This is a genomic window from Streptomyces sp. NPDC058051 (assembly GCF_042885475.1).
Classification (GTDB): domain Bacteria; phylum Actinomycetota; class Actinomycetes; order Streptomycetales; family Streptomycetaceae; genus Streptomyces.
This window is the reverse complement of sequence record NZ_JBHVRW010000007.1, coordinates 347,339-370,267: the sequence shown is the minus strand read 5'-3', so window position 1 is coordinate 370,267 and position 22,929 is coordinate 347,339. Positions and strand designations below refer to the sequence as shown.

The 22,929-nt window shown below is 72.1% G+C and carries 18 protein-coding genes and 2 pseudogenes; 6 read left to right on the top strand and 14 right to left on the bottom strand.

The genetic code is table 11. The features are described from left to right. Window positions 1-348 precede the first annotated feature (348 nt). The 7 genes and pseudogenes from ACFVUT_RS15140 to ACFVUT_RS15110 form a co-directional block, all read right to left on the bottom strand. Window positions 349-564: pseudogene (locus ACFVUT_RS15140) on the bottom strand (hypothetical protein); the annotation flags it as partial. 83 nt (window positions 565-647) lie between these two features. Then, window positions 648-1,457: a pyrroline-5-carboxylate reductase gene (proC, locus tag ACFVUT_RS15135; RefSeq protein WP_389648555.1), complete on the bottom strand. Its 810-nt coding sequence runs from the start codon at window positions 1,455-1,457 to the stop codon at window positions 648-650. Between the two features lie 94 nt (window positions 1,458-1,551). Beyond that, window positions 1,552-2,361, bottom strand: coding sequence for an ABC transporter permease (locus ACFVUT_RS15130; protein WP_389648552.1), 810 nt, complete (start codon window positions 2,359-2,361; stop codon window positions 1,552-1,554). Then, complete coding sequence (locus tag ACFVUT_RS15125) at window positions 2,358-3,125, bottom strand: ABC transporter ATP-binding protein (RefSeq protein WP_389648549.1); 768 nt, start codon at window positions 3,123-3,125, stop codon at window positions 2,358-2,360. The genes ACFVUT_RS15130 and ACFVUT_RS15125 overlap by 4 nt, the downstream gene beginning before the upstream one ends. Before the next feature lie 183 nt (window positions 3,126-3,308). Further along, a pseudogene (locus ACFVUT_RS15120) lies at window positions 3,309-4,135 on the bottom strand (class I SAM-dependent methyltransferase). 144 nt (window positions 4,136-4,279) lie between these two features. After that, window positions 4,280-4,819 carry a hypothetical protein gene (locus ACFVUT_RS15115; RefSeq protein WP_389648546.1) on the bottom strand — a complete coding sequence of 180 codons (540 nt, stop codon included), beginning with the start codon at window positions 4,817-4,819 and terminating at the stop codon, window positions 4,280-4,282. 171 nt (window positions 4,820-4,990) lie between these two features. Then, a complete protein-coding gene (locus ACFVUT_RS15110; protein ID WP_389648543.1) occupies window positions 4,991-5,329 on the bottom strand; it encodes an SH3 domain-containing protein in 339 nt (112 codons plus the stop codon). A 130-nt stretch (window positions 5,330-5,459) separates the two neighbouring features. Here ACFVUT_RS15110 and ACFVUT_RS15105 point away from each other — a divergent pair, with 130 nt between their 5' ends. Continuing rightward, the gene (locus tag ACFVUT_RS15105; RefSeq protein ID WP_389648540.1) at window positions 5,460-7,760 is read left to right on the top strand and encodes a PQQ-binding-like beta-propeller repeat protein; all 2,301 of its coding nucleotides are present in this window, start codon (window positions 5,460-5,462) and stop codon (window positions 7,758-7,760) included. Between the two features lie 148 nt (window positions 7,761-7,908). On the opposite strand, the gene ilvD is transcribed toward ACFVUT_RS15105, so the two are convergent. From ilvD to ACFVUT_RS15080, 5 genes are all read right to left on the bottom strand, one after another. Then, a complete protein-coding gene (gene ilvD / locus ACFVUT_RS15100) occupies window positions 7,909-9,759 on the bottom strand; it encodes a dihydroxy-acid dehydratase (protein ID WP_389648537.1) in 1,851 nt (616 codons plus the stop codon). A 180-nt stretch (window positions 9,760-9,939) separates the two neighbouring features. Next, window positions 9,940-11,124 carry a PQQ-binding-like beta-propeller repeat protein gene (locus ACFVUT_RS15095; RefSeq protein WP_389648612.1) on the bottom strand — a complete coding sequence of 395 codons (1,185 nt, stop codon included), beginning with the start codon at window positions 11,122-11,124 and terminating at the stop codon, window positions 9,940-9,942. 247 nt (window positions 11,125-11,371) lie between these two features. Further along, on the bottom strand, window positions 11,372-12,085 hold the full coding sequence (locus ACFVUT_RS15090; RefSeq protein WP_389648534.1) for a TetR family transcriptional regulator: 714 nt from the start codon (window positions 12,083-12,085) through the stop codon (window positions 11,372-11,374). Then, window positions 12,082-12,909, bottom strand: a complete 828-nt coding sequence (locus ACFVUT_RS15085) for a sugar phosphate isomerase/epimerase family protein (RefSeq protein WP_389648531.1) — start codon at window positions 12,907-12,909, stop codon at window positions 12,082-12,084. The genes ACFVUT_RS15090 and ACFVUT_RS15085 overlap by 4 nt, the downstream gene beginning before the upstream one ends. A 232-nt stretch (window positions 12,910-13,141) precedes the next feature. Beyond that, a complete protein-coding gene (locus ACFVUT_RS15080; RefSeq protein WP_389648528.1) occupies window positions 13,142-14,089 on the bottom strand; it encodes a Ppx/GppA family phosphatase in 948 nt (315 codons plus the stop codon). Window positions 14,090-14,129: 40 nt separating this feature from the next. Here ACFVUT_RS15080 and ACFVUT_RS15075 point away from each other — a divergent pair, with 40 nt between their 5' ends. After that, the gene (locus tag ACFVUT_RS15075) at window positions 14,130-14,969 is read left to right on the top strand and encodes a hypothetical protein (protein WP_389648525.1); all 840 of its coding nucleotides are present in this window, start codon (window positions 14,130-14,132) and stop codon (window positions 14,967-14,969) included. 141 nt (window positions 14,970-15,110) lie between these two features. Here ACFVUT_RS15075 and ACFVUT_RS15070 read toward each other — a convergent pair whose 3' ends face one another. After that, on the bottom strand, window positions 15,111-16,994 hold the full coding sequence (locus ACFVUT_RS15070) for a hypothetical protein (RefSeq protein WP_389648522.1): 1,884 nt from the start codon (window positions 16,992-16,994) through the stop codon (window positions 15,111-15,113). 239 nt (window positions 16,995-17,233) lie between these two features. Between ACFVUT_RS15070 and radA the strand changes: the two genes are divergently transcribed. Both radA and disA read left to right on the top strand, forming a co-directional pair. After that, complete coding sequence (gene radA / locus ACFVUT_RS15065; RefSeq protein WP_389648519.1) at window positions 17,234-18,646, top strand: DNA repair protein RadA; 1,413 nt, start codon at window positions 17,234-17,236, stop codon at window positions 18,644-18,646. Between the two features lie 80 nt (window positions 18,647-18,726). Then, window positions 18,727-19,851: a DNA integrity scanning diadenylate cyclase DisA gene (gene disA, locus ACFVUT_RS15060; protein WP_389648517.1), complete on the top strand. Its 1,125-nt coding sequence runs from the start codon at window positions 18,727-18,729 to the stop codon at window positions 19,849-19,851. Window positions 19,852-19,974: 123 nt separating this feature from the next. On the opposite strand, the gene ACFVUT_RS15055 is transcribed toward disA, so the two are convergent. Continuing rightward, window positions 19,975-20,793: a hypothetical protein gene (locus tag ACFVUT_RS15055; protein ID WP_389648514.1), complete on the bottom strand. Its 819-nt coding sequence runs from the start codon at window positions 20,791-20,793 to the stop codon at window positions 19,975-19,977. Window positions 20,794-21,011: 218 nt separating this feature from the next. Between ACFVUT_RS15055 and ACFVUT_RS15050 the strand changes: the two genes are divergently transcribed. Both ACFVUT_RS15050 and ACFVUT_RS15045 read left to right on the top strand, forming a co-directional pair. Then, a complete protein-coding gene (locus tag ACFVUT_RS15050; RefSeq protein ID WP_389648511.1) occupies window positions 21,012-21,659 on the top strand; it encodes a phosphatase PAP2 family protein in 648 nt (215 codons plus the stop codon). A 253-nt stretch (window positions 21,660-21,912) separates the two neighbouring features. Further along, window positions 21,913-22,815, top strand: coding sequence for an A/G-specific adenine glycosylase (locus ACFVUT_RS15045; RefSeq protein ID WP_389648508.1), 903 nt, complete (start codon window positions 21,913-21,915; stop codon window positions 22,813-22,815). The last annotated feature ends 114 nt before the right edge of the window (window positions 22,816-22,929 follow it).

Below are 22,929 nucleotides of genomic sequence, written 5' to 3'. Positions count from 1 at the left end.
TCGCGTCCGATTCCCGGTCGAAGCGGGCCTCGCAATTTCCGCCTTCCGGTTCTCCGCTTTCGCGTTTCCCTTTCCGGCGAGTCCGACTCTATCAGACCCTTTCGGCTCTGATTCCCAGTCAGCGGGAGGTGTCTTCCCGGCCGTTGAGCCGTTCCGACGGGTGAGACCTTAGCGAATCCATGGCCTCGACGCTAATCGGGGCCGCGTTCTTTCGAACGCGGATTCTTCATTCCGCACATGCGCACAGAAAGCCGAACGACAGATATCGCCGACCAGGAGTGGTTACTGCTGAATGGCTGTCCGGGGACCGACCGTGGTCGGCGCTCACGTCGGACAACTCGGAGAACCTTACGGATGGCAGCGTGTCGTGTCAACCTCGGGTCGGCCGGGCTGCTGACGGAACGCCAGACGGCAGTCGCGCGGGCTGGTGGAGAGGTGGGTGGCGAAGTGCCGGCGCATGGTGATCTCGCTGCCGAAGCCGGCGCGGCGGGCGACCTCGGGCAGAGGTAGGTCCGTCGGCTCCAGACGGTGCGGAGGAGCCGGCGCGAGCCACCGCCGTGTCGTTGCACGGCGGTGGGTTCGCGAAGGTGGTGCGCAGCGCGGAGCTGAGCGCGGTTGCGGAGCCGACCGGAGTCGTGGGGTAGCCGTCAGCCGTTGCCGGAGGCGAGTTCGCGGCTGCGGTCGCGGGCGGCTTCGAGGGCTGCGATGAGGGCGGCCCGTACGCCGTGGTTCTCCAGCTCGCGGATGGCGCTGATGGTGGTGCCCGCCGGGCTGGTGACGGCTTCGCGGAGCTTGACCGGGTGCTCGCCGCTGTCACGGAGCATCACGGCGGCGCCGATGGCGGCCTGGACGATCAGGTCGTGTGCCTGGGCACGGGGCAGACCGAGCAGGATGCCCGCGTCGGTCATCGCCTCGACGAGGAAGTAGAAGTACGCGGGGCCCGAGCCGGAGAGGGCGGTGGCCGCGTCCTGCTGGGACTCGGGGACGCGCAGGGTCTTGCCGACGCCGCCGAAGATCGACTCGGCGGTGGCGAGGTGACCGGTGGTGGCGTGGCTGCCCGCGGAGATGACGGACATGCCCTCGTCGACGAGGACCGGGGTGTTCGGCATGACGCGGACGACCGGGGTGCCCGCGGCGAGGCGACCCTCGATGAGAGCGGTCGTGATCCCTGCGGCGGCGCTGATGACCAGGCGGTCGGCGGTGACGTGCCCGGCGAGCTCGTCGAGGAGCCGGCCCATGTCCTGGGGCTTGACCGCGAGGATGAGGATGTCGGCGCGCTTGGCGGCCTCGGCGTTGCTGACGGAGTCGACGCCGTAGCGGTCGTGGAGTTCCTGGGCGCGCTCGGAGCGGCGGGTGGTGACCAGGAGGTTCGCCGGGCGCCAGCCTGCCCGGATCATCCCGCTGAGCAGGGCCTCGCCGATCTTGCCGGTACCGAGGACTGCGACTGTCTGGGTCATGCGGTTCACCCTCCGGGCGGTGCTCGCGGTTCGTGCGTCGTGCTGATGGTTCTGGTGTCCTTGCTCGTCTTCGCCATCCTCGCACCGGGGCCGGTCAGGCGGTACGTCGACGGAGGGTGGCGGCGCCGAGCGCGAGGACGAGCAGGGCGCAGCCGGCGACGACCAGGGTGTCGCGGACGAAGTCGCCGGTGACGGCGGTGTGGTGGAGGACCTCGTTCATGCCGTCGACCGCGTACGACATGGGCAGGACGTTCGAGATCGCTTCGAGGGCGGGTGCCATCCGGTCGCGTGCGGTGAACAGTCCGCAGAGCAGAAGCTGCGGGAAGATCACGGCCGGCATGAACTGGACGGCCTGGAATTCCGACGCGGCGAAGGCGGAGACGAAGAGGCCCAGGGCCGTGCCGAGCAGGGCGTCGAGCAGGGCGACCAGGAGCAGCAGCCACGGGGAGCCGGTGACGTCCAGGCCGAGTGCCCAGACCGAGAGCGCGGTGGCCAGGAGGGACTGGACGATCGCGACGGCGCCGAAGGCGAGGGCGTAGCCGCCGATCAGGTCCCCCTTGCCGAGCGGCATCGCGAGGAGGCGTTCGAGGGTGCCCGAGGTGCGTTCGCGCAAGGTGGCGATCGAGGTCACCAGGAACATCGTGATCAGCGGGAAGATGCCGAGGAGCGAGGCGCCGATGGCGTCGAAGGTACGGGGGCTGCCGTCGAACACGTAACGCAGCAGCGTGATCATCACGACCGGGATCAGGAGGAGCAGCGCGACGGTGCGGGGGTCGTGGGTCAGCTGGCGCAGGACGCGGGCGGCGGTGGCGAGCGTGCGGGCCGCGCTCAGAGGTGGTGCGGCGGGGTGGGTGCGGCTCCGGGGGGAGGGCTGCGGGTGGGGGTGCCGCTGCGGAGTGCTCATCGGGCGGTCTCCTGACGGGGGGCGGCTTCGTCGACCAGGTGGAGGAAAGCCTCTTCGACGGTGGTGGCGCGGGCGGCGGTGCGCAGTGCCTCGGGGGTGCCATCGGCGAGGATCCGGCCCTCGCGCATGAGGAGCAGCCGGTGGCACCGCTCGGCCTCGTCCATGACGTGGGAGGAGACGAGAACGGTGGTGCCGCGGTCGGCGGCGAGGGTGTGGAAGAGGTTCCATAGGTCCCGTCGGAGCACCGGGTCCAGGCCCACGGTCGGTTCGTCGAGAACCAGGAGTTCGGGGGTGCCGAGCAGGGCCACGGCGAGGGAGACACGGGTGCGCTGGCCGCCGGAGAGGGTGCCGGCCGGCGCATCGGCGTGGCTGGTCAGGTCGACCTCGGCGATGGCACGGGTGACGGCGGAGCGGCGGGTGCCCCGTTGGCGGCGGCCCGGCTGGAGGATCGCCGCGAAGTAGTCGAGGTTCTGCCGGACCGTCAGGTCGGTGTAGACGGACGGGGCCTGGGTGACGTACCCGATGCGGGAGCGGAGGGTGGGGTGTCCGGCGGGGCTGCCGAACACGTCGAGGGTGCCGGTGACCTTGGCCTGAGTGCCTACGACGGCACGCATCAGGGTGGACTTGCCGCAGCCGGAGGGGCCCAGGAGGCCGGTGATCCTGCCGGGTTCGACGGTGAAGTCGAGGCCGCGGAGGACGGTGCGATTGCCTCGTACGACGGTGAGGTCGCGGGCCTCGACGGCGACGCCCGAAGAATTCATCATGCGATGAATATTTGTCCCGGTGGCGCGCGCCCGTCAAGGGGCGGGGACTGTCGGGGAGTCAACTCGACGGAAGAGCAACCGTGCTCGGGCACGAGGCGGTGCTCGGTCACGGTGCTGGGTCACGGTGGGCGGCATCCCGGGGCGGTCTGTCGCGGGCCGGTCAGAGATGTTCCGGCGCATGTGTCAGGGGCGCGGCAGGGGCGCGTCCGGCCGGATCGCCACGCTCACCTGGACCACGTAGCTCTCCTCGACCGTGCCGTCCGGGAAGAGCTTCGCCAGGCGGTCGCGCTCCTCCGTGAGGAATCGGTGCGCGGGCTCCTCACCGAGGACGAGGAAAGCGGAGTGGCTGCCGAGATTGGCGAGGTGGGTGTCGAGGGACACCTGCCGCGTCCAGGGCACCGTGCGGTGGGAGAAGCCGAGCCCGGGCGGCAGGTCGCGGGAGCGGACGGCCGAGCCGTGAGCACTGTCGCCCGCGCCGAAGAAGTGGCGGAGGCGGGCGTCCTGCTCGGCGATCCAGGGGACGGAATGGTCGGAGACGTTCCACCACAGGGCGAGCGCGCCGCCGGGACGCAGGACACGCAGGGCCTCGGGGGTGGCGAGACTCCGGTCGGTCCAGTGCCAGGACTGGGCGTACGTGATCAGATCGGCCGACGCGGTGGAGAGGGGGAGGCGGTTGCCGTCGCCGCGCACGACCGGCACGTACGGGAGTGCCCGGTGCAGTTCTTCCGCCATGCCGGGGCCCGGTTCGACCGCGGTGACCAGGGCGCCCCGTTCGTGAAGGAGGCGGGTGGAGATGCCCGTGCCCGCGCCGACGTCGATGGTGCGGGCGCCGCGCAGGGAGCGGCCGGCCAGTTCCTCGACGGCGTCGAAGAGGGCGGGCGGGTAGCCGCGGCGTACTGGGATGCCGCCCTGTCGAAGGAGAGCGCGCGCGGCGGGGGCGCGGGTGAGGAGGCGGACGGACGGGAGCCAGAGCCTGAGCCGGATGCGGGGTCGAACTCGGGAAGAGACATGGGGCCATCGTGTCTCGCGCGGGGAAGCGGTGGCGACGCCGGTGGAACATCGGCCTGCGCCGGGGGCGTTCCCTCGGATGCCCGGGGCGTGTCTGCCTGCGGTGCGGTAAGGGGCGGGGCAGGCCCTGTGCTCCTGGTGGAGTCCTACCGGCGCTTGGGGCGCTTGCCCTTGGTCGTCCTGCGGGCAGCCGGGTTCCCGGTGCGGGCCGAGCGGCGCCTCGCGTACCGGTCCACGGCCGCCTCGTACTCCGCGCGGCGCAGCTGCTCGCCCGGCGCCTCCTTGAACGTACGGAGGAAGTACGCGAGCAGTGATCCGACGAAGCCGATCGTCTTGAGACCGCGCAGGCTGGCCTCGCGCGCCGGATCTGCCGGGCGTCGGCTGAACCCTTCCCACGTCTTGCGGAAGGCGACGGCACTGCAGATGGCGAACATCAGGATGACCAGGATGCCGACGAGACTGCCGACGTCGGCGATCTCCAGCCCCTGGAAGGCGAGGCGGAGCACGAGGCAGGCGGCGGCCGCGGCCACGAGGGAGCCGACCGCCGCCCCGACGCGCCGCAGCCCGTAGCCGCCGTCGTGGTCGACCCAGGTCGTACCGAAGAGGAACAGAGGCTCGGGCTGCGGGCCGGGAGTGGTGGAGACGGGCGTGCTGCCGGTGCCGGGGGCTTCGCTGTTCTCGCTCACGAGGTCGATTATCCCCGGGCCGTCATGGTCCCCGTCGGCATCCCCGTCCCCGCCGCCTTCGCCCTCCCGGCCGCGGCCCGGTCAGTCGCAGTGCGGTCGGTCGAGGCTGGGTCAGTCTCAGCCCGGTCAGTCGCAGTGCGGTCGGTCGAGGCCGGGTCAGTCTCAACCCGGTCAGTCGCAGCGCGGGGCGATGTAGCCGTCGCTGCCTGTGTGGACATAGGCGTCCGACACGAACTGGCCGTTGGCGATGTTGTCCCAGATGTTCGAGGTGCCGTACGGGCCGGTGACGCGCTCACCCGGCTTCTGGCAGTAGACCGGAACCTTCATTCCGTACGGAAGCGTCCTGACGATGCCGTACTGGGTGCCCGGTCCCCTGCGGACGTTGACGCGGTATCCCGGTGCGATCGGGTACCTGGTCACGTCGTCGGTGGCGGCGAGCGCGGCCGTGTCCTCGGCCGTGTCGGTACCGGCGGCGGCGCTGCCGGTGATGCTGTCGGTGTGCTCTTCCATGGCCCTGCGGCCCTCCCCCGTTGAGAGACGGTGTGTACGACGCGCAGGCTACAGAGCCCCGCTCGTTTCGCACGCACCATCGACTAGGCTCCGTGCGTCGCGCTTGCGGACGAACACACGGGGGTGGGCGATGCCGCCGCTGCGAGGTACCGGGGCCAATCCGGAAGCGGAGCATCCGGAGTATGCCGGTCACTACCGGCTTGAGGCGTGTCTCGGCGCGGGCGGCATGGGGGTCGTCCACCTGGCGCGCTCCGCCTCGGGGTTGCAGCTCGCCGTCAAGGTGGTGCACCGGCACTATTCCGCCGACCCCGAGTTCAGGGCGCGCTTCCGGCAGGAGGTGGGAGCGGCGAGGCGGGTCAGCGGAGCGTTCACGGCACCGGTCGTCGATGCCGACCCGGACGCCGCACAGCCGTGGATGGCCACCCTGTACGTACCCGGTCCCACCCTTTCCGACCAGGTGAAGCGGAACGGGCCCATGGCGCCCGCCGAACTGCGCAGGCTGACGGCCGGGCTGGCCGAGGCGCTGCGCGACATCCATCGCGCCGGAGTGGTCCACCGCGACCTCAAGCCGAGCAACGTGCTGCTCCCCGACTCCGGGCCCAAGGTCATCGACTTCGGGATCTCGCGGCCGTACGACAGCGATCTGCGCACCGAGACCGGCAAGCTGATCGGTTCGCCGCCGTACATGGCACCCGAGCAGTTCCAGCGTCCGCGTGAGGTCGGGCCCGCCGCGGACGTGTTCGCCCTGGGGGCCGTGCTCGTCCATGCGGCGACCGGCCGGGGGCCCTTCGACTCCGACAGCCCGTACATCGTGGCCTACCAGGTGGTGCACGACGAGGCCGATCTGGCGGGGGTGCCGACGGATCTGGCGCCGCTGATCGGGCAGTGCCTGGCGAAGGATCCCGCACAGCGGCCCACCCCGGACGAGATCATGGCGGCGCTGCTGCCCCCTTCGTACGATGCCGCCGCGTTCATACCGGCGCAGCGGCGGCCGAGTGCCGTCGACGCTCCGGTGGTGTCGGGGCCGGTGCCGAAGGTCGCGACGGAAACGGGCGCGGACGCGGACACGCACGTGGGCGCGGGCGCGACGGAGCAGGGCAGGAAGGCGACCGCGAGCGGCGGCGGCAAGCGCCGGTGGGCGGCAGCCGCCGCGGCGCTTCTCGTCATGGGTGCCGGTGGGGTGTGGGTGGCCGGTGCGGTGGGCGACTCGGGCGGGCCTGATGGGGCCGGTGTGTCGGGAAGCTCCGGAGAGGCGGGGGAGGCGAGGGAGAAAGGGGAGGCAGACGGTGCGAACGGCGTCGAGCCGTTCGCACCGTGGCGGACGCCGCTTCCGGCCGCAGGCACTTCGACGCCGGTCTGCACCTCAGCGGGCGGTTCCGGAGCGGAGCCGGGTGGTTCCGGAGCGGAGCCGGGCGGTTCCGGAGCGGAGGATTCCGGGCCGTCCGCGGCGTTGTACTGCGCGGCCGACGGGATCGGCGCGGCCCGGTTGGATCCCGCGGACGGCAAGGTGCTGTGGTCCCGTGACGGCGCCGGGGACGCCCCGCCCGTCGGTGTGATGTCGGCCTCCGGTGGTCTGGTGCTCACGGCGGTGCCCGGCGGGAAGCTCCGGGCGTACGACGCCGCCGCGGGGAAACAGGTCTGGGCCATGGATCTCTCCCCGTACCTCGGCACCCCGTTCGTCGCGGGAGACACGCTGCTGCTGATCGGTGCGGACGGCACGACCGAAGCGCTCGACTCCGCGACCGGTGTGTCCCTCTGGCGGCACGCCCTTCCCGGGCATCAGCGCCCGGACTACGCGCTGTACGACGCAGGATCGGGGCTGGCCTACGCGTTCGAGCACTCGGCCTACGGATCCACCACGCTGGTCACCGCGGTCGAGGTGTCGACGGGACAGACGGCGTGGCAGCGGCGGCTGGAAGGCATGCTCACCCCGGTGGGGATCTCGACCGGTGCGCTCGTCCTGACCTCCATGAACGGGGAGGCCCAGACTGTCGGCATCGTCCGCTACGACCCCGCGCACAAGCGGGTCACGCGGGTGGCACTGCCGTTCCGGATGAACGAACCGGAGGTCGTGGTGGGCGGGGACACCGCTTATCTGCTGGCACACGGCGGGGCCCTGGTCGCCGTCGACGTGCGTCCGACCGACGGCGACCACGTCCGCTGGCAACTGGAAACGGCTGCCGGGCGGACGTCGGCGCCCGTCCTCGCCGCCGGGAACCGGCTGTACTTCTCGGCGGCGGACGGGCGGCTGCTCGCCGTCGACACCGAGCGCGGGACGCTGCTGGGCCAGACGAGCCCCAGACTCCGGGACGGGAAACTCACGTACGCGTCGGAACTGCCCGCCCCTGTCGCCGCCGACCGGACCGTCTTCGGGACCGCGCCCGACGGGTCCGTGTTCGCCGTCGACGGAAAGGACCCCGCTCACTGGTGAGAGCGGGGTCCGGCACTGACGGAGACCGAGGGACCGGCGCCGGTGAGAGCGGGGTCCAGAACTGACGGGAGCGGGGTCCGGCCCCGACGGGAGCGGGGGTGTGGCCCCGACGGGAGCGGGGGTGTGGCCTCCCGGCCTCGGTCGTCGCTCAGCCCAGCTTGGACACGTCCCGCACCGCGCCCCGGTCCGCGCTCGTCGCCATCGCCGCGTACGCGCGCAGCGCCGCACTGACCTTGCGGTCGCGGTTCTTCGGCGCGTACACGCCGTTCAGTGCCTCGCGGCGGGTGGTCAGCTCGGCCTCGGGGACGAGGAGCTCGATCGAACGGTTCGGGATGTCGATCCTGATCCGGTCACCGTCCTCGACCAGCGCGATCGTGCCGCCCGACGCCGCCTCCGGCGACGCGTGGCCGATGGACAGGCCCGACGTACCGCCGGAGAAGCGGCCGTCGGTCACCAGGGCGCAGCTCTTGCCGAGGCCGCGGCCCTTGAGGAAGGACGTGGGGTAGAGCATCTCCTGCATGCCGGGGCCACCGCGCGGGCCCTCGTAGCGGATGACGACGACGTCGCCTTCCTTGATCTCCTTGCGGAGGATCTTGTCGACGGCCTCCTCCTGCGACTCGCAGACGACCGCCGGGCCCTCGAAGGTCCAGATCGACTCGTCGACGCCCGCCGTCTTCACGACACAGCCGTCGACGGCGAGGTTCCCCTTGAGGACCGCGAGGCCGCCGTCCTTGGAGTAGGCGTGTTCCAGGTCGCGGATGCAGCCGCCCGCCGCGTCCAGGTCGAGGGTGTCCCAGCGCTCGGACTGAGAGAAGGCGGTCGCGGAGCGGACGCATCCGGGAGCCGCGTGCCACAGCTCGACGGCCTCGGGGGACGGCGAGCCGCCGCGCACGTCCCAGTTCTTCAGCCACTCCGCGAGGGTGGCGGAGTGCACCGAGTGCACGTCCTCGTCGAGCAGGCCGCCGCGGTGCAGCTCGCCGAGGATGGCGGGGATGCCGCCGGCCCGGTGCACGTCCTCCATGTAGTACGTGCCGCCGGGGGCCACGTTGGGGGCGACCTTCGCCAGGCAGGGGACGCGGCGCGAGACCTCGTTGATGTCGTCCAGGTCGTAGTTCAGCTCGGCCTCCTGCGCGGCGGCGAGCAGGTGCAGGATCGTGTTGGTGGAGCCGCCCATGGCGATGTCCAGCGCCATGGCGTTGTCGAACGCGGCACGGGTGCCGATGGAGCGGGGCAGGACCGTCGCGTCGTCCTGCTCGTAGTAGCGCCTGGTGATCTCCACGACCGTGCGTCCGGCCTCCTCGTACAGCGCCTTGCGGGCGGTGTGCGTGGCGAGGACGGATCCGTTGCCGGGGAGGGAGAGGCCGAGGACCTCGGTCAGACAGTTCATCGAGTTGGCGGTGAACATGCCGGAACAGCTGCCGCACGTGGGGCAGGCGTTCTCCTCGATACGGAGGATGTCCTCGTCCGAGATGTTCTCGTCGACGGCGTCGCTGATCGCGTTGATCAGGTCGAGCTTGCGGACCGTGCCGTCGACGAGCGTGGCCTTGCCGGCCTCCATCGGGCCGCCGGAGACGAAGACCGTCGGGATGTTGAGGCGCATCGCGGCCATCAGCATGCCGGGCGTGATCTTGTCGCAGTTGGAGATGCAGATCAGCGCGTCCGCACAGTGCGCCTCGACCATGTACTCGACGGAGTCGGCGATCAGGTCGCGGGACGGGAGGCTGTACAGCATCCCGCCGTGGCCCATCGCGATGCCGTCGTCGACGGCGATGGTGTTGAACTCGCGCGGCACGGCACCCGCGGCCTTGATCGCCTCGGAGACGATCCGGCCGACCGGGGCCAGGTGGGTGTGGCCGGGGACGAACTCGGTGAAGGAGTTGGCGACCGCGATGATCGGCTTGCCGATGTCCTCGCTCGCTACGCCCGAGGCCCGCATAAGGGCGCGGGCGCCCGCCATGTTGCGGCCGTGGGTGACAGTGCGGGACCTCAGCTGGGGCATCGTCTCTCGCTCCTTCGACAGAAAAGACTTCTTACGAGCCTACGCCGCCGACTCCAAGATCTGGACAACGTGTCCGGCATGCGGGATCGGATGCTCGATGGGTGAGCGGGGGCGTCGCGGCGACCGCTGGAACGCGGGGGTGGGGGTGGGATCTTCCCGGCGCCCGCCCCCACCCGCGCGTCACACCGCCGGAAGCGCCTGGAGGCGACGGGCGTGCAGCGCGGCCAGCCGCTTGCCGCCGGGGACCACGTACCACTGCTCCACCGAGCCCGTGCCGTCGTTGAAGGTCCAGCGGAGTTTCCCGTTCCGCGCGTCGTACGCGTGGACGCCGCCGTTCCTGTTGAGCTGCGTCGCCCCGTACAGAGTGTCACCCACCTTGGCGAACTGGACGGGATACGCGGATTCCTCCAGGTCGGTGTTGCGCCACCGCTGCTTGCCCGTGGCCGGATCGACGGCCCACAGCGCGTGGGTGGTGTCCGAGGCGTACAGAACCCCGTCGAGGACGGTCGGGCCGTTGAACCGGGCGTACTCCTTGGTCTTCAGCGCCCAGCGCTCGCTGCCGTCCTCCAGGGCGAAGGCCCGCAGGCGCGGCCCGTCGGCGACGAACACCGCGCCGTCGTGCACGGCGATCCGGAGGAAGTTGGACTTGCTGATCTTCTTCGTCCACACCTGGCGCCCGGTCGCGGTGTCGCGGACGGTCAGGTTCTTTCGCTGGTCCGTGTACACGAGACGGTTGCCGAGCACGGCGGAAGTGATGCCGTACTTCTCGGTTCCGGCGTCCCGCCGCTCGCTCCAGACGGCTTTGCCGGTACGGATGTCGATGGCGGCGATCACGTTGTCCGGGGAGCTGAAGTCCTTCTCCAGGATGCCCGCGATCACGTAGACGCGCTCCGCGTCGGCACCGACGGGACGGGGCTGGTCGTACCGCCCGCCCAGGCGGCTGCGCCAGGTCTCCTTGCCCGTGGCCGGATTCAGACCGACGACATCGCCGTCGTACTCGCCACTGGCCAGATAGAGCGTGTCCCCGCCCATGATCAGCCGCGCGCCCGGCTGGGCGACGCCCGTCCGGGACCACACCTGCTCGCCGGTGGCGATGTCCCGGCCCACCAGCGGGTCACCCGAGACCAGGACCACGCCACCGACAACGGCGAGCGCCTCGAAACTGCCGAGGGCACCCGTCGCCGCCTCCTGCTGCCACAGGGCACGCGGCGCGGTCCCGGCGGGCGGCGTCGCGGACACGTCGTCGGCCTTGTCGCTTCCCTGGGGCCCCGGCGTTCCCGTGCTGCCGGAGTCGTCCGTCTCCTCCGGACCGCACGCCGTCGTCAGCGCCCCGGTCAGCACGAGGCCGAGCCCCGCGCCGGCCATCCGCAGCAGCCGTCTGCGGGGCAGGGCGGTGAACCCGGCCGCCTCCGCCGGTCCGTCCGGTCCGTGCCCGCTGAAAGTCGTCACTGTGCTGCTCCCCGTTGTTGTCGTTGGCGATCCTCATCGGTGGTTCACCGACGACGCACAGGCAACCATCAGGACTCCGCCGTGGTCGGTGCCTGATGCCGATCCGTAACAGCGTTGTGAACCCACCGGCACAGCCGTCACACGAGCAAAGACCGGTGTCCGGTCACCGGTCGGCGAGGTACCTCTGGAGCGTGGGGGCCACCATGGCGACGATCTTCTCCGGCTCCGCGGAGGCCAGCGGCTCCGCCTGGATCACGTAGCGCAGGAACGCGATCCCGAGCATGTGCGAAGCGGCCAGTTCCGCGCGGAACGTCGCGTCCGGTACGTCCAGCGACTCCGCGACGCGTTCGAGGAGGCGGCGCAGAACGAAGCCGCGGAGGACCTTCGCCGCCGCCTCGTGCGTGAGCGCGGACCGCAGGATGGCCAGCAGAGGGGCCCTGGACGCCGGGTTCTCCCATACGGCGATGAAGTAGCCGGCCAGCCGCTCCCCGAGACCGTCCGGGCCGTCGCCGAGGACGTTCGGAATCGCCAGGGCCGGTTCGAAGGAGACCTCGATGGCAGCCGCGAAGACGTCGTCCTTCGTGCCGAAGTAGTGGTGGACGAGGGCGGAATCGACGCCTGCCGCCTTGGCGATGCCCCGGATCGACGTCTTGTCGTAGCCGCGCTCGGCGAATTCGGCGCGGGCCGCCTCCAGGATGCGGGTGCGGGCATCGGGACCGGCGCTCCCGGCCGCACGGGAGGGGCGGCCACGGCGCTTGGGGGCGGGGCCGGTGGGGGCGGTGGGGGCGGCGCGGTCGCCGGGGGTGGTGGGACCGGTGGGGGTGGTGGGGTCGTCGGGGGCGGTGGGACCGGTGGGATCCGTGCGGCCACCGGTCATGGGCGCGGCGCCTCGGCCGAGGAGGACGCCAGGTGGAGCCGGGTGAAGGCCAGCGCCTCCGCCAGGTCGGCCTCGCGTTCGGCGGTGGACATGGCGCGGCGGGTGTTGACCTCGATGACGACATGGCCGTCGAAGCCGGTACGGGCGAGGTGCTCCAGGAGTTCGGCGCAGGGCTGGTCGCCGCGGCCGGGCACCAGGTGCTCGTCCTTGTTGGAGCCCTTGCCGTCGGCGAGATGGACGTGGGCGAGCCGGTCACCCATGCGGCCGGCCATCGCCAGGCCGTCCGTGCGGGCCGTCGCGGTGTGCGAGAGGTCCACGGTGAAGTGGCGGTAGTCGTCGTTGGTGACGTCCCAGTCGGGGGCGTAGGCGAGCATCTCGCGGTCCCGGTAGCGCCAGGGGTACATGTTCTCGACGGCGAAGCGGACATCGGTCTCGTCCGCCATGCGCCAGATCCCGGTGACGAAGTCGCGGGCGTAGTTGCGCTGCCAGCGGAACGGGGGATGGACGACGACGGTCGTCGCCCCGAGCTTCTCCGCGGCGGCACGGGCCCGCCGGAGCTTCACCCACGGATCGGTGGACCAGACACGCTGTGTGATCAGCAGACAGGGCGCATGGACGGCCAGGATCGGCACCTGGTGGTAGTCGGAGAGCCGCCGCAGTGCCTCGATGTCCTGGCTGACGGGGTCGGTCCACACCATGACCTCGACACCGTCGTAACCAAGACGCGCGGCGATCTCGAAGGCCGTCGCCGTCGACTCCGGGTAGACGGAAGCCGTCGACAGGGCGACCTTCGCATCCGGGATGCGCACCACTGGTTCTGCCACCGGGACAGCCTACGGGCAGTGCGACGCCGCGCCGAGGGGCCTCGGCGGAAAGTGAGCAGGGCCATGCCGGGCTCCCGGCCGCCCCCGGCGGTGCTCAGCACGGCCCGGCCCTCGGAGACCCCGGCGGCACTCAGCACGGCAGGGGCAACGCCCCGGCCCCAGCCGCAGCCCCAGCCCCAGCCCCAGCCCCAGCCCCAGTCGGCCCGGCACGGCCTCCCCGCGCCGCCCGTGCTCAGCGCAGCGCGGCCCGCTCCGTCGGCATGTGGTCCAGGCGGCGCAGGATGACCCCCTCGCGCAGCGCCCAGGGGCAGATCTCCAGCTCCTCGACGCCGAACAGGTCCATGGCTCCCTCCGCGACCAGAGCCCCGGCCAGCAGCTGCGCGGCCCGGCCCTCGGAGACCCCGGGCAGGTCGCCGCGCTGCTCGACCGTCATCGTGGCCAGCTTCGGCACCCAGTCCTCCAGCGCCTTGCGGGTGAGGGCGCGCTGGACGTACAGCCCCTCGGTGGAGCGGGCGGCGCCCGCGATCCTGGCGAGCTGCTTGAACGTCTTGGAGGTGCCGACGACATGATCCGGGCGCCCGAGGCGGGTGAACTCCCCCACGCTCCTGGCGATCCTGGCCCGTACGTGACGGCGCAGCGCCTTCACCTCCGCCGCGTCCGGCGGATCGCCCGGCAGCCACCCGGCCGTGAGCCGGCCCGCGCCGAGCGGCAGTGACACCGCCGCGTCCGGCTCCTCGTCCATGCCGTACGCGATCTCCAGCGAGCCGCCCCCGATGTCCAGGACGAGCAGCCGCCCCGAGGACCAGCCGAACCAGCGGCGCGCGGCGAGGAAGGTCAGCCGGGCCTCCTCCGCACCGCTGAGGACGCCGAGGTCGACGCCCGTCTCCTCGCGCACCCGGGCCAGCACCTGGTCGGCGTTGGTCGCCTCCCGCACCGCGGACGTGGCGAACGGCAGGACGTCCTCGCACCCCTTGTCCTCGGCGGCCTGGAGCGCGTCGGTGATCGTCGCCACGAGACGGTCCACACCCTCGGGGCCGATCGCCCCGTCCTCGTCGAGAAGCTGGGCCAGGCGCAGCTCCGACTTGTGCGAGTGCGCGGGCAGTGGACGGGCACCGGGGTGCGCGTCCACGACCAGCAGATGCACCGTGTTCGAACCCACGTCCAGCACTCCGAGTCTCATACCCGGAACGCTACCGGGACCTCGGACTTACCCTTGGCCCGTGCCAAAGACGAAAAAGGCGAAGCCGGGCAAAATCACGAAGAAGCAGAAAACGAAGCAGGAGATGCGGCAGGAACCGAACGGGCCGGACCGGTCCGAGGACGAGACAGGGATCGATTTCGCACGCGCCTGGGTCGAGTTCCCGGACCCCGCGGACGACGAGCAGATCTTCCGCTGCGACCTGACCTGGCTGACGTCCAGGTGGACCTGCATCTTCGGCAGTGGCTGCCAGGGCATCCAGGCGGGCCGCGCGGACGACGGGTGCTGCACGCTGGGTGCGCACTTCTCCGACGAGGACGACGAGAAGCGGGTGGCGGGCCACGTCGAACGGCTGACCCCCGACCTGTGGCAGTTCCACGACGTCGGCACGGAGACGGGCTGGGTCCAGGTCGACGACGACGGTGAACGCCAGACGCGGCGCTGGAACGGTTCGTGCATCTTCCAGAACCGTCCCGGGTTCGCGGGCGGTGCGGGCTGCTCCCTGCACATCCTGGCGCTGCGGGAGGGCAGGGAGCCCCTGGAGACCAAGCCGGACGTCTGCTGGCAGCTGCCGATCCGGCGTACGTACGACTGGATCGACCGGCCCGACGACACGCGTGTGCTCCAGGTGTCGATCGGTGAGTACGACCGCAGGGGCTGGGGTCCGGGCGGTCATGACCTGCACTGGTGGTGCACGTCGGCGACATCGGCGCACGGGGCCGGGGAGCCGGTGTACGTGTCGTACCGCCCGGAACTCATCGAGCTGATGGGCAAGCAGGGATACGACCGGCTGGTCGAGCTGTGCGAGGAGCGCCTGTCCTCGCTGCTGCCGATGGCGCCGCACCCGGCGGACCCTGCATGACAGCAGCCGCGCCGGCACGACGGCCGAGCCGGCGCGGCTGTCGTGCCGGCGCGGCTGTCATGCCGGTGCGGCTGTCATGCCGGTGCGGCGCGTGGCAGTCCCACCGGCGCGGCGCATGACGGTCGCACCGGTCGGCGCGGCTCAGTGGGACGCGGTGGCCCTGCCCGTCCCCGTTCTCGGGCCGGCGGGCGTCGGTGAGTCGGACGGGGCCGGGGACGGTGCCGGGTCCGTCGGGGACGGGGTGGAATCCGTCGGGTCGGGGCTCGGTTCGGTGGATTGCGTGGGATCCGGCGAGGGCGACGGCGATTCCGGCGGTACGGACGGCCGCGGGGAGGGGGAGTCGGAAGGCGCGGGCGAGGCCGGATGGCCCGTTCCGCCGGGGGACGGTGCCGTGGCCCCGTGTCCCCGGATCACCACGACCGGGGCCGAAGGGGCGAGGACAATGCGCGCGCTCCATGATCCGGCGGGTTCCCGCAAGGGATCCACGAGGACGCGGATCGTGACGCTCTCGCCCGCGGCGAGCGTGCCCGAGGAACCGCTGAGGCGCAGCCAGGACGCATCCACGCGGGCCGACCAGGCGACGGGCCCACCGCCCGCGGCGGTCAGCCGGATCAGTGTCGTACGGCCGGACGAACGGGCCTCGACGGTGAGCCCGCCGACGCCGCCCGGCGTCGGACCGGAGCTGATCACCTCGGCCGAGACGTCCGGGACCTGGCCGTCCTTGAAGCGGGCGCCGGGCTGGGGTCGGGCATTGCCCGCGTTCTCGTAACGGTCGTCCGCGGCGCCGTCGTGATCGTGGCGGATGTCCGTCTCGGTCGCGGTGACCGCGGCGCCGTCGTGGCCCTCGCCGGTCTGCGGGGCGCCCCGGTAGGCGGTCCACAACGCGATCACCGGCGCGGCGACGACCGTCGCCACCACTGTCGTCGTCACGACCTTGGCCCGCAGCCGGTCGCGGCGCGCCGCGTGGTCCTTCGGATCCATGGGGAAGCCCGCCCGATCGAAGCGCGGACCGCCGGAGCGGCTGCGCCGGGCGTGGACCATCGCGACGTACGCGGAGGGCCGTGGCGCCTCGACGACCGGCAGTGCGGCGGCCGGCGCGACGGCCGCGCCCGGCCAGGGGCCCGCGGCGCCGGCCCGCTCGGCGGCCCGGCGGCAGCGGGGGCAGTCGTCGACATGGCGGACGAGTTCGCGGCGCAGGGCGGCGGAGAGCAGGACGCGGCGGTCACCGGCGAGCCGGGCGACGGTGGGGCAGGTGCCGCTCTCCACGACGGCGAGGGCCGCGCGGGTGCGTTCCACCTCGCAGGCAGCGGTGGCCAGCAGCTCGCGGGCCGCCGCCGGTTCGAGGCCCAGGACGGAGGCGACGGCGCGCGGGGGGAGGCGGTGGCGCACGGCGAGTTCGAGCGCTTCGCGCTGTTCGGGGGTGGTTCCGGCGGCCTCCGGCCAGGCCAGTCGGGCGAGTTCACGGCGGTGCGCCTCGGCGGCCCCGGACGCGGCGGGGGCTTGGTCCGCCGGGGCACCGCCGGGCGTGAAGGAGGTGGCGGCGGTCTTCGCTCCGGGAGCCGGGGGCGTACGGCGGCCCACACGCGCCCCCTGGGTGCCCGTGCCGCTCGACTGCTTGCCCCCGGGCCCTCCCTGCGTCCGCTTCGGCTCCCGCTTGACCGGCTGCCTCCCCAGCAGCCTCCCGGCCTTGTAACTGTGCGCCTGACGGCCGTGCCGCTGCTCGGCGAGCTTGCGCAGACACATCCACCTGGCCAGCGCGTACAGCCAGGATTTACGTTCCTCCTGGCCCTCCGGGCACCGGCCGTCCTGTCGTTCCGCGATCGCGAGCACACCCCCGAGCGCCTCGGTGGCGGCGTCATGGTCACAGAGCACGGAGAGGCAGTACGTGAACAGGCCGTCGAGATGCGGCTCGTCACGTGCGGGAGGCCACCGGGGCGAAGGCGGCGCCGAGGAGTGGGGCGCACTGTGCCGCGCCCGGTGTGCGCCGGTGGTGTGCGTTGGGGGCTCCAGCCTGCTGCTCGTCACCTGGCGACCGTAGGCAGCACAGAGCATGCTTTTAGCGCCCCTTCTCCACATTTAATCCTTACGGGTGAACCTGTCGCTCGAAAGAGGACAGGGAGCCTCGTCCGGATGGACCAGCTCCTCCCCTCGCACCGGACACACCGGCCGATACGGCCCGTCCTGCGGGCCATCCCACCCCTGCCGGGCGGCGCCGGCGGACCGCCCCCGGCGGCGGTGTCGGACCCCACCTATACGGTTGCGCCATGGCTGCCCGTACGAAAACCGCGAAGGACCGGCCGTCCTACCGCTGCACCGAGTGCGGCTGGACGACCGCCAAGTGGCTCGGCCGCTGCCCCGAGTGCCAGGCGTGGGGGACGGTCGAGGAGTTCGGCGGCGCCCCCGCCGTGCGGACCACCGCGGCCGGCCGCGTCAGCACCGCCGCGCTCCCCATCGCCCAGGTCGACAGCCGGCAGGCCACCGCCCGGTCGACCGGCGTCAGCGAGCTGGACCGGGTGCTCGGCGGCGGTCTCGTCCCGGGCGCCGTCGTGCTGCTCGCGGGCGAACCGGGCGTCGGGAAGTCGACACTCCTGCTCGACGTGGCCGCGAAGGCGGCGAGCGACGTCCACCGCACGCTCTATGTCACCGCCGAGGAATCGGCGAGCCAGGTACGGCTGCGCGCCGACCGGATCCGGGCGATCAGCGACCATCTGTACCTCGCGGCCGAGACGGACCTGTCCGCGGTCCTCGGCCATCTGGACGCCGTCAAGCCGTCGCTCCTCATCCTCGACTCCGTACAGACCGTAGCCTCGCCCGAGATCGACGGGGCCCCCGGCGGCATGGCGCAGGTCCGCGAGGTCGCCGGAGCCCTCATCCGGGCCTCCAAGGAACGCGGCATGTCGACGCTCCTGGTCGGCCACGTCACCAAGGACGGGGCGATCGCCGGGCCCCGTCTGCTGGAGCACCTCGTCGACGTGGTGCTGTCCTTCGAGGGCGACCGCCATGCCCGCCTGCGGCTCGTGCGGGGAGTCAAGAACAGGTACGGCGCGACCGACGAGGTCGGCTGCTTCGAGCTGCACGACGAGGGCATCACCGGCCTCGCCGACCCGTCCGGGCTGTTCCTCACCCGCCGCGACGAACCCGTGCCCGGCACCTGCCTGACCGTCACCCTGGAGGGCAAGCGGCCGCTCGTCGCGGAGGTGCAGGCGCTGACGGTCGACTCGCAGATCCCTTCACCCCGGCGCACCACCTCGGGTCTGGAGACGTCCCGGGTGTCGATGATGCTGGCCGTCCTGGAGCAGCGCGGCCGGATCAGCTCGCTCGGCAAGCGGGACATCTACAGCGCGACGGTCGGCGGCGTGAAGCTCTCCGAGCCCGCCGCGGACCTCGCGGTCGCGCTGGCGCTGGCCAGCGCGGCGAGTGACACCCCGCTCCCGAAGAACCTGGTGGCGATCGGCGAAGTGGGCCTCGCGGGCGAGGTCAGAAGGGTGACGGGAGTCCAGCGCAGACTCGCCGAGGCGCACCGTCTGGGCTTCACACACGCGCTGGTCCCGACCGACCCGGGCAAGGTCCCGGCCGGTATGAAGGTCACAGAAGTCGCCACCATGGGTGACGCGCTGAGCGTGCTTCCGCGCCGGTCTCGTACACAGGCCCCCCAGGAGGAGAACGCGCGCCGGTAGACTTTGCCCTGGTCTCGCCCGTCCGTACGAACGGCATGAGGGACGCAAGGGCACCGCAAACCTGTGACCGGAGGAGTGCAGTGGCAGCCAGCGACCGGGCAACATCGCCCGGAAAGTCCGGCCAAGGCACCGGTAACGAGGCGCTGATCCGCGCCTCGTTGAGCGCCGTCGCGCCCGGAATGGCGCTGCGGGACGGCCTGGAGCGCATCCTCCGCGGCAACACCGGCGGTCTCGTCGTGCTCGGCATGGACAAGACCGTGGAGTCGATGTGCACCGGCGGATTCGTGCTGGACGTGGAGTTCACCGCGACGCGCCTGCGTGAGCTGGCGAAGCTCGACGGGGCGCTGATCCTCGACAAGGACATGACCAAGATTCTGCGCGCCGGTGTGCAGCTGGTCCCGGACGCCTCCATCCCCACCGAGGAGACCGGCACCCGCCACCGCACCGCGGACCGGGTCTCCAAGCAGTGCAACTTCCCGGTCGTGTCCGTCTCGCAGTCGATGCGCCTGATCGCGCTGTACGTGAACGGGGAGCGCCGGGTCCTGGAGGAGTCCTCCGCGATCCTCTCCCGCGCCAACCAGGCCCTCGCCACCCTGGAGCGGTACAAGCTCCGCCTCGACGAGGTCGCGGGCACGCTCTCGGCCCTGGAGATCGAGGACCTGGTGACGGTCCGGGATGTGACGGCCGTCGCACAGAGGCTGGAGATGGTCCGCCGGATCGCGACCGAGATCGCGGAGTACGTGGTCGAGCTGGGCACCGACGGCCGGCTTCTCGCACTCCAGCTCGACGAGTTGATCGCGGGCGTCGAGCCGGAGCGTGAGCTGGTCGTGCGCGACTACGTGCCGGAGCCGACCGCGAAGCGGTCCCGTACGGTCTCCGAGGCGCTGACCGAACTCGACACGCTCTCCCACACCGAACTGCTCGAACTCGCGGCCGCGGCAAGGGCTCTGGGATACAGCGGCTCGCCGGAGACGCTGGATTCGGCGGTCTCGCCGCGCGGCTTCCGGCTGCTGGCGAAGGTGCCGCGGCTGCCCGGGGCCATCATCGACCGGCTGGTGGAGCACTTCGGCGGTCTGCAGAAGCTCCTTGCCGCCAGCGTGGACGACCTCCAGACGGTGGACGGGGTCGGCGAGGCCCGGGCCCGGAGCGTGCGCGAGGGCCTGTCGCGGCTGGCCGAGTCGTCCATTCTCGAACGATACGTATAGCGCTGCGCGCAGAAACAGCCTGCGCACAGAAGACGCAGGTGGTGCCGGGGGCCGGAGGACCGGGCCCCGGCCTCTCCTCCGCGTCCGGCCGCCGGAACCCCGGTGCGGGGCCCCGGCGCCTTCTCAGTCCTTGGCGAGGACGAACGAGGCGCGCTGCACCGGCTCGCCGGGCATCTTCGCCTCGACCAGGTACGTACCGGGCCCCGCGGTCCCCGCGGGCGCTGTCGCGCACTGCGGGGAGCTCTTCTTGCGGTCCCACTCCACGGTGTGGACGACGGTCGAGCCCGCCGGGACCTTCAGCAGCGGACCGGTCGCAACGCGCGGGCAGTCCTTGGAGGACCACACCTGACTGTCGTCGCCGCCGGCCTCGGTGACGGTCAGGACCGCGCTCCTCGGCCCGAAGTCGGCCTTGCAGGTGGTGGCCGAGGTGTTCTTGACGACCAACCGGAACTTCGGCTTCTCACCGGGGCTGTAGGTGAGCTCGGTGCTCAGGCTCAACTGCACCGCACCGGCGGGGCAGTCGGGGAGCGCGGAGCCCGCCGGGACCTGCTCTCCGGTCGTCGCGCCGCCGGCCGAACCGCCGGTTCCGGTGCCGGATCCGCTGCCGGCGGCCGTGCCGTCGGCACCGCTGCCGCCCTCGTCCGTGCCGCCGTCGGAGCCCGCTCCCGTACCGCCGTCGTCCCCGCCGCCGTCACCCGACTCGTCACGTCCGCCCGGCTGTTGGCTGATGGCAGGACCCGACGGGGAGGGTCCGGGGGTGATCGAGCGGACGGGACCGGATCCGCCGGACCGCGAGTCGTCCGTGCTCCCCTTGCTGCCGCCGGAGGTGACGACCCACACGATCAGCAGCGCGAGCAGCGCAACCAGCGTCGCCGCTACAGCCCTCCGTCGCCAGTAGATGCTGGAGGGAAGCGGCCCGATCGGATTACGCAAAGATCCCACGGCACAAACTGTACGAGAGATCGGCGCCAACTCCCGCCCTACCCGCCGCCCTACCCGGAAGTTTTGCCGATCATCATCCCGGGACGGCCCGCTCCGTGTCCCGGGACGGCCCGCTCGGTCCCGGCCCGGACGCCGAGAACCGCGTCGAATAGACCCCCGGAGTTCGCCGGGAGTTCGTCCGGTGTGACCCCCCGGTTCTGTTGACTACCCTCTGTCACATGGATAGTTCCTTCACTGCCCCGCTCTACCGGGACATCACCGACTTCGCGCATGACATGCCGTCATGGGTGCAACACCTGGCCGAAATATGGACGGAGCTCGGACTCCTGCTCTTCGGCGTCCTGTTCCTCACCGGGTGGTGGCGTGCCCGACGGGCGGACGACGGCGCTCTGGCGCTGGCGGTGCTCGCGCCCCTCGCGACAGCCCTCGCCTATGTGGTCAGCGAGGTGCTCAAGTCGGTGGTGAACGAGGAGCGCCCGTGCCGGTCGGTCGCCGGGGCGGCGGCCTCGCTCGTGGCGTGTCCGCCGACGGGCGACTGGTCGTTCCCCAGCAACCACTCCGCGATCGCGGGCGGCGCGGCCGTCGCCCTGGCCGTCGCGCGGCCCCTGCTGGCCTGGCTCACCGTGCCGATGGCCCTGCTGATGGCCTTCTCCCGGGTGTTCGTCGGGGTGCACTACCCGCACGACGTGGCGGTCGGTCTGCTGCTGGGCGCGACGGTGGCGGTCGTGGCCGTCACCGTGCTGCGCGGGCCGTCGCGGTCGCTCGTCAGGACGGTGCGGGGCAGCGGAGCACCGCTGGCCGTCTGGGCGTCGGGGCCCGGAGCAGCGCCGTCGGGCCGGTCCCGGCGGCGGGCCCGACGGCGCTGACGAGCCGGAGGCGTCACCGTCGGCCGTCCGCGCCTCAGGGCCCGGAGGGGCCGTCCGGGCCTCACAGGGCCCGGAGGGGCGGCGTCGGGCCGGTCCCGGCGGCGCCGACGGGCCGGGGGACGTCCGCTTGGGCCGGTTGCCGGATACTGGGGGGACAGACGGGTGGCATTATCACCCCAAGGGCCCTCAGGAGGCGCGACACCGCCGTACGCGGAACCGTCCTCTGCCCTTCCGTGTCAGGATCGGCGGTGCGATGACTGCCATGACTGCGACACATACGCCCCCCGCCTCCCTCCACGATCCCGTCATCGGGTGGTTCGAACAGCACGCCCGCGATCTGCCCTGGCGCCGCCCCGAAGCAGGCGCCTGGGGTGTGATGGTGAGCGAGTTCATGCTGCAGCAGACCCCCGTCAGCCGGGTCCTCCCGGTGTACGAACAGTGGCTGGCCCGCTGGCCCCGGCCGGCCGATCTCGCCGCCGAGCCGCCCGGTGAGGCGGTCCGCGCCTGGGGCCGGCTCGGCTACCCGCGCCGGGCGCTCCGCCTGCACGGGGCCGCGCAGGCCATAGCGGAACGGCACGGCGGCGACGTACCGAGCGAGCACGGTCAGCTGCTCGCGCTGCCCGGGATCGGTGAGTACACCGCGGCGGCCGTGGCCTCGTTCGCGTACGGACAGCGGCACGCGGTACTCGACACGAACGTCCGCCGGGTGTTCGCCCGGGCCGCGACCGGCATCCAGTACCCGCCGAACGCGACCACCGCCGCCGAGCGCAAGCTCGCCCGGGCCCTCCTTCCCGAGGAGGACGAGCGGGCCGCCCGCTGGGCCGCCGCGACGATGGAGCTCGGTGCCCTCGTCTGCACCGCGAAGAACGAGGACTGCACGCGCTGCCCCATCGCCGCGCAGTGCGCCTGGCGGCTGGCCGGGAAGCCCGCCCACCAGGGCCCCCCGCGCCGCGGCCAGACCTACGCGGGCACGGACCGGCAGGTGCGCGGACGGCTGCTGGCCGTCCTGCGCGAGGCCGTGACCCCGGTGCCCCAGTCGGCGCTGGACGCGGTGTGGGACGAACCGGTGCAGCGCGCCCGTGCGCTGGACGGGCTGGTCGCGGACGGACTGGTGGAACCGCTGGCCGGCGGCCAGTACCGACTGCCGCTGACCTGACAGCCCGTACCGCCTCTCCTTCGCTGTTACACAACCGATGGACAGCCGTGCGTCGGCGTATGGCTGCTCCGCACAGCCCCGTGACAACAGCTCCGTAGCGTCATCCAGGTCGGC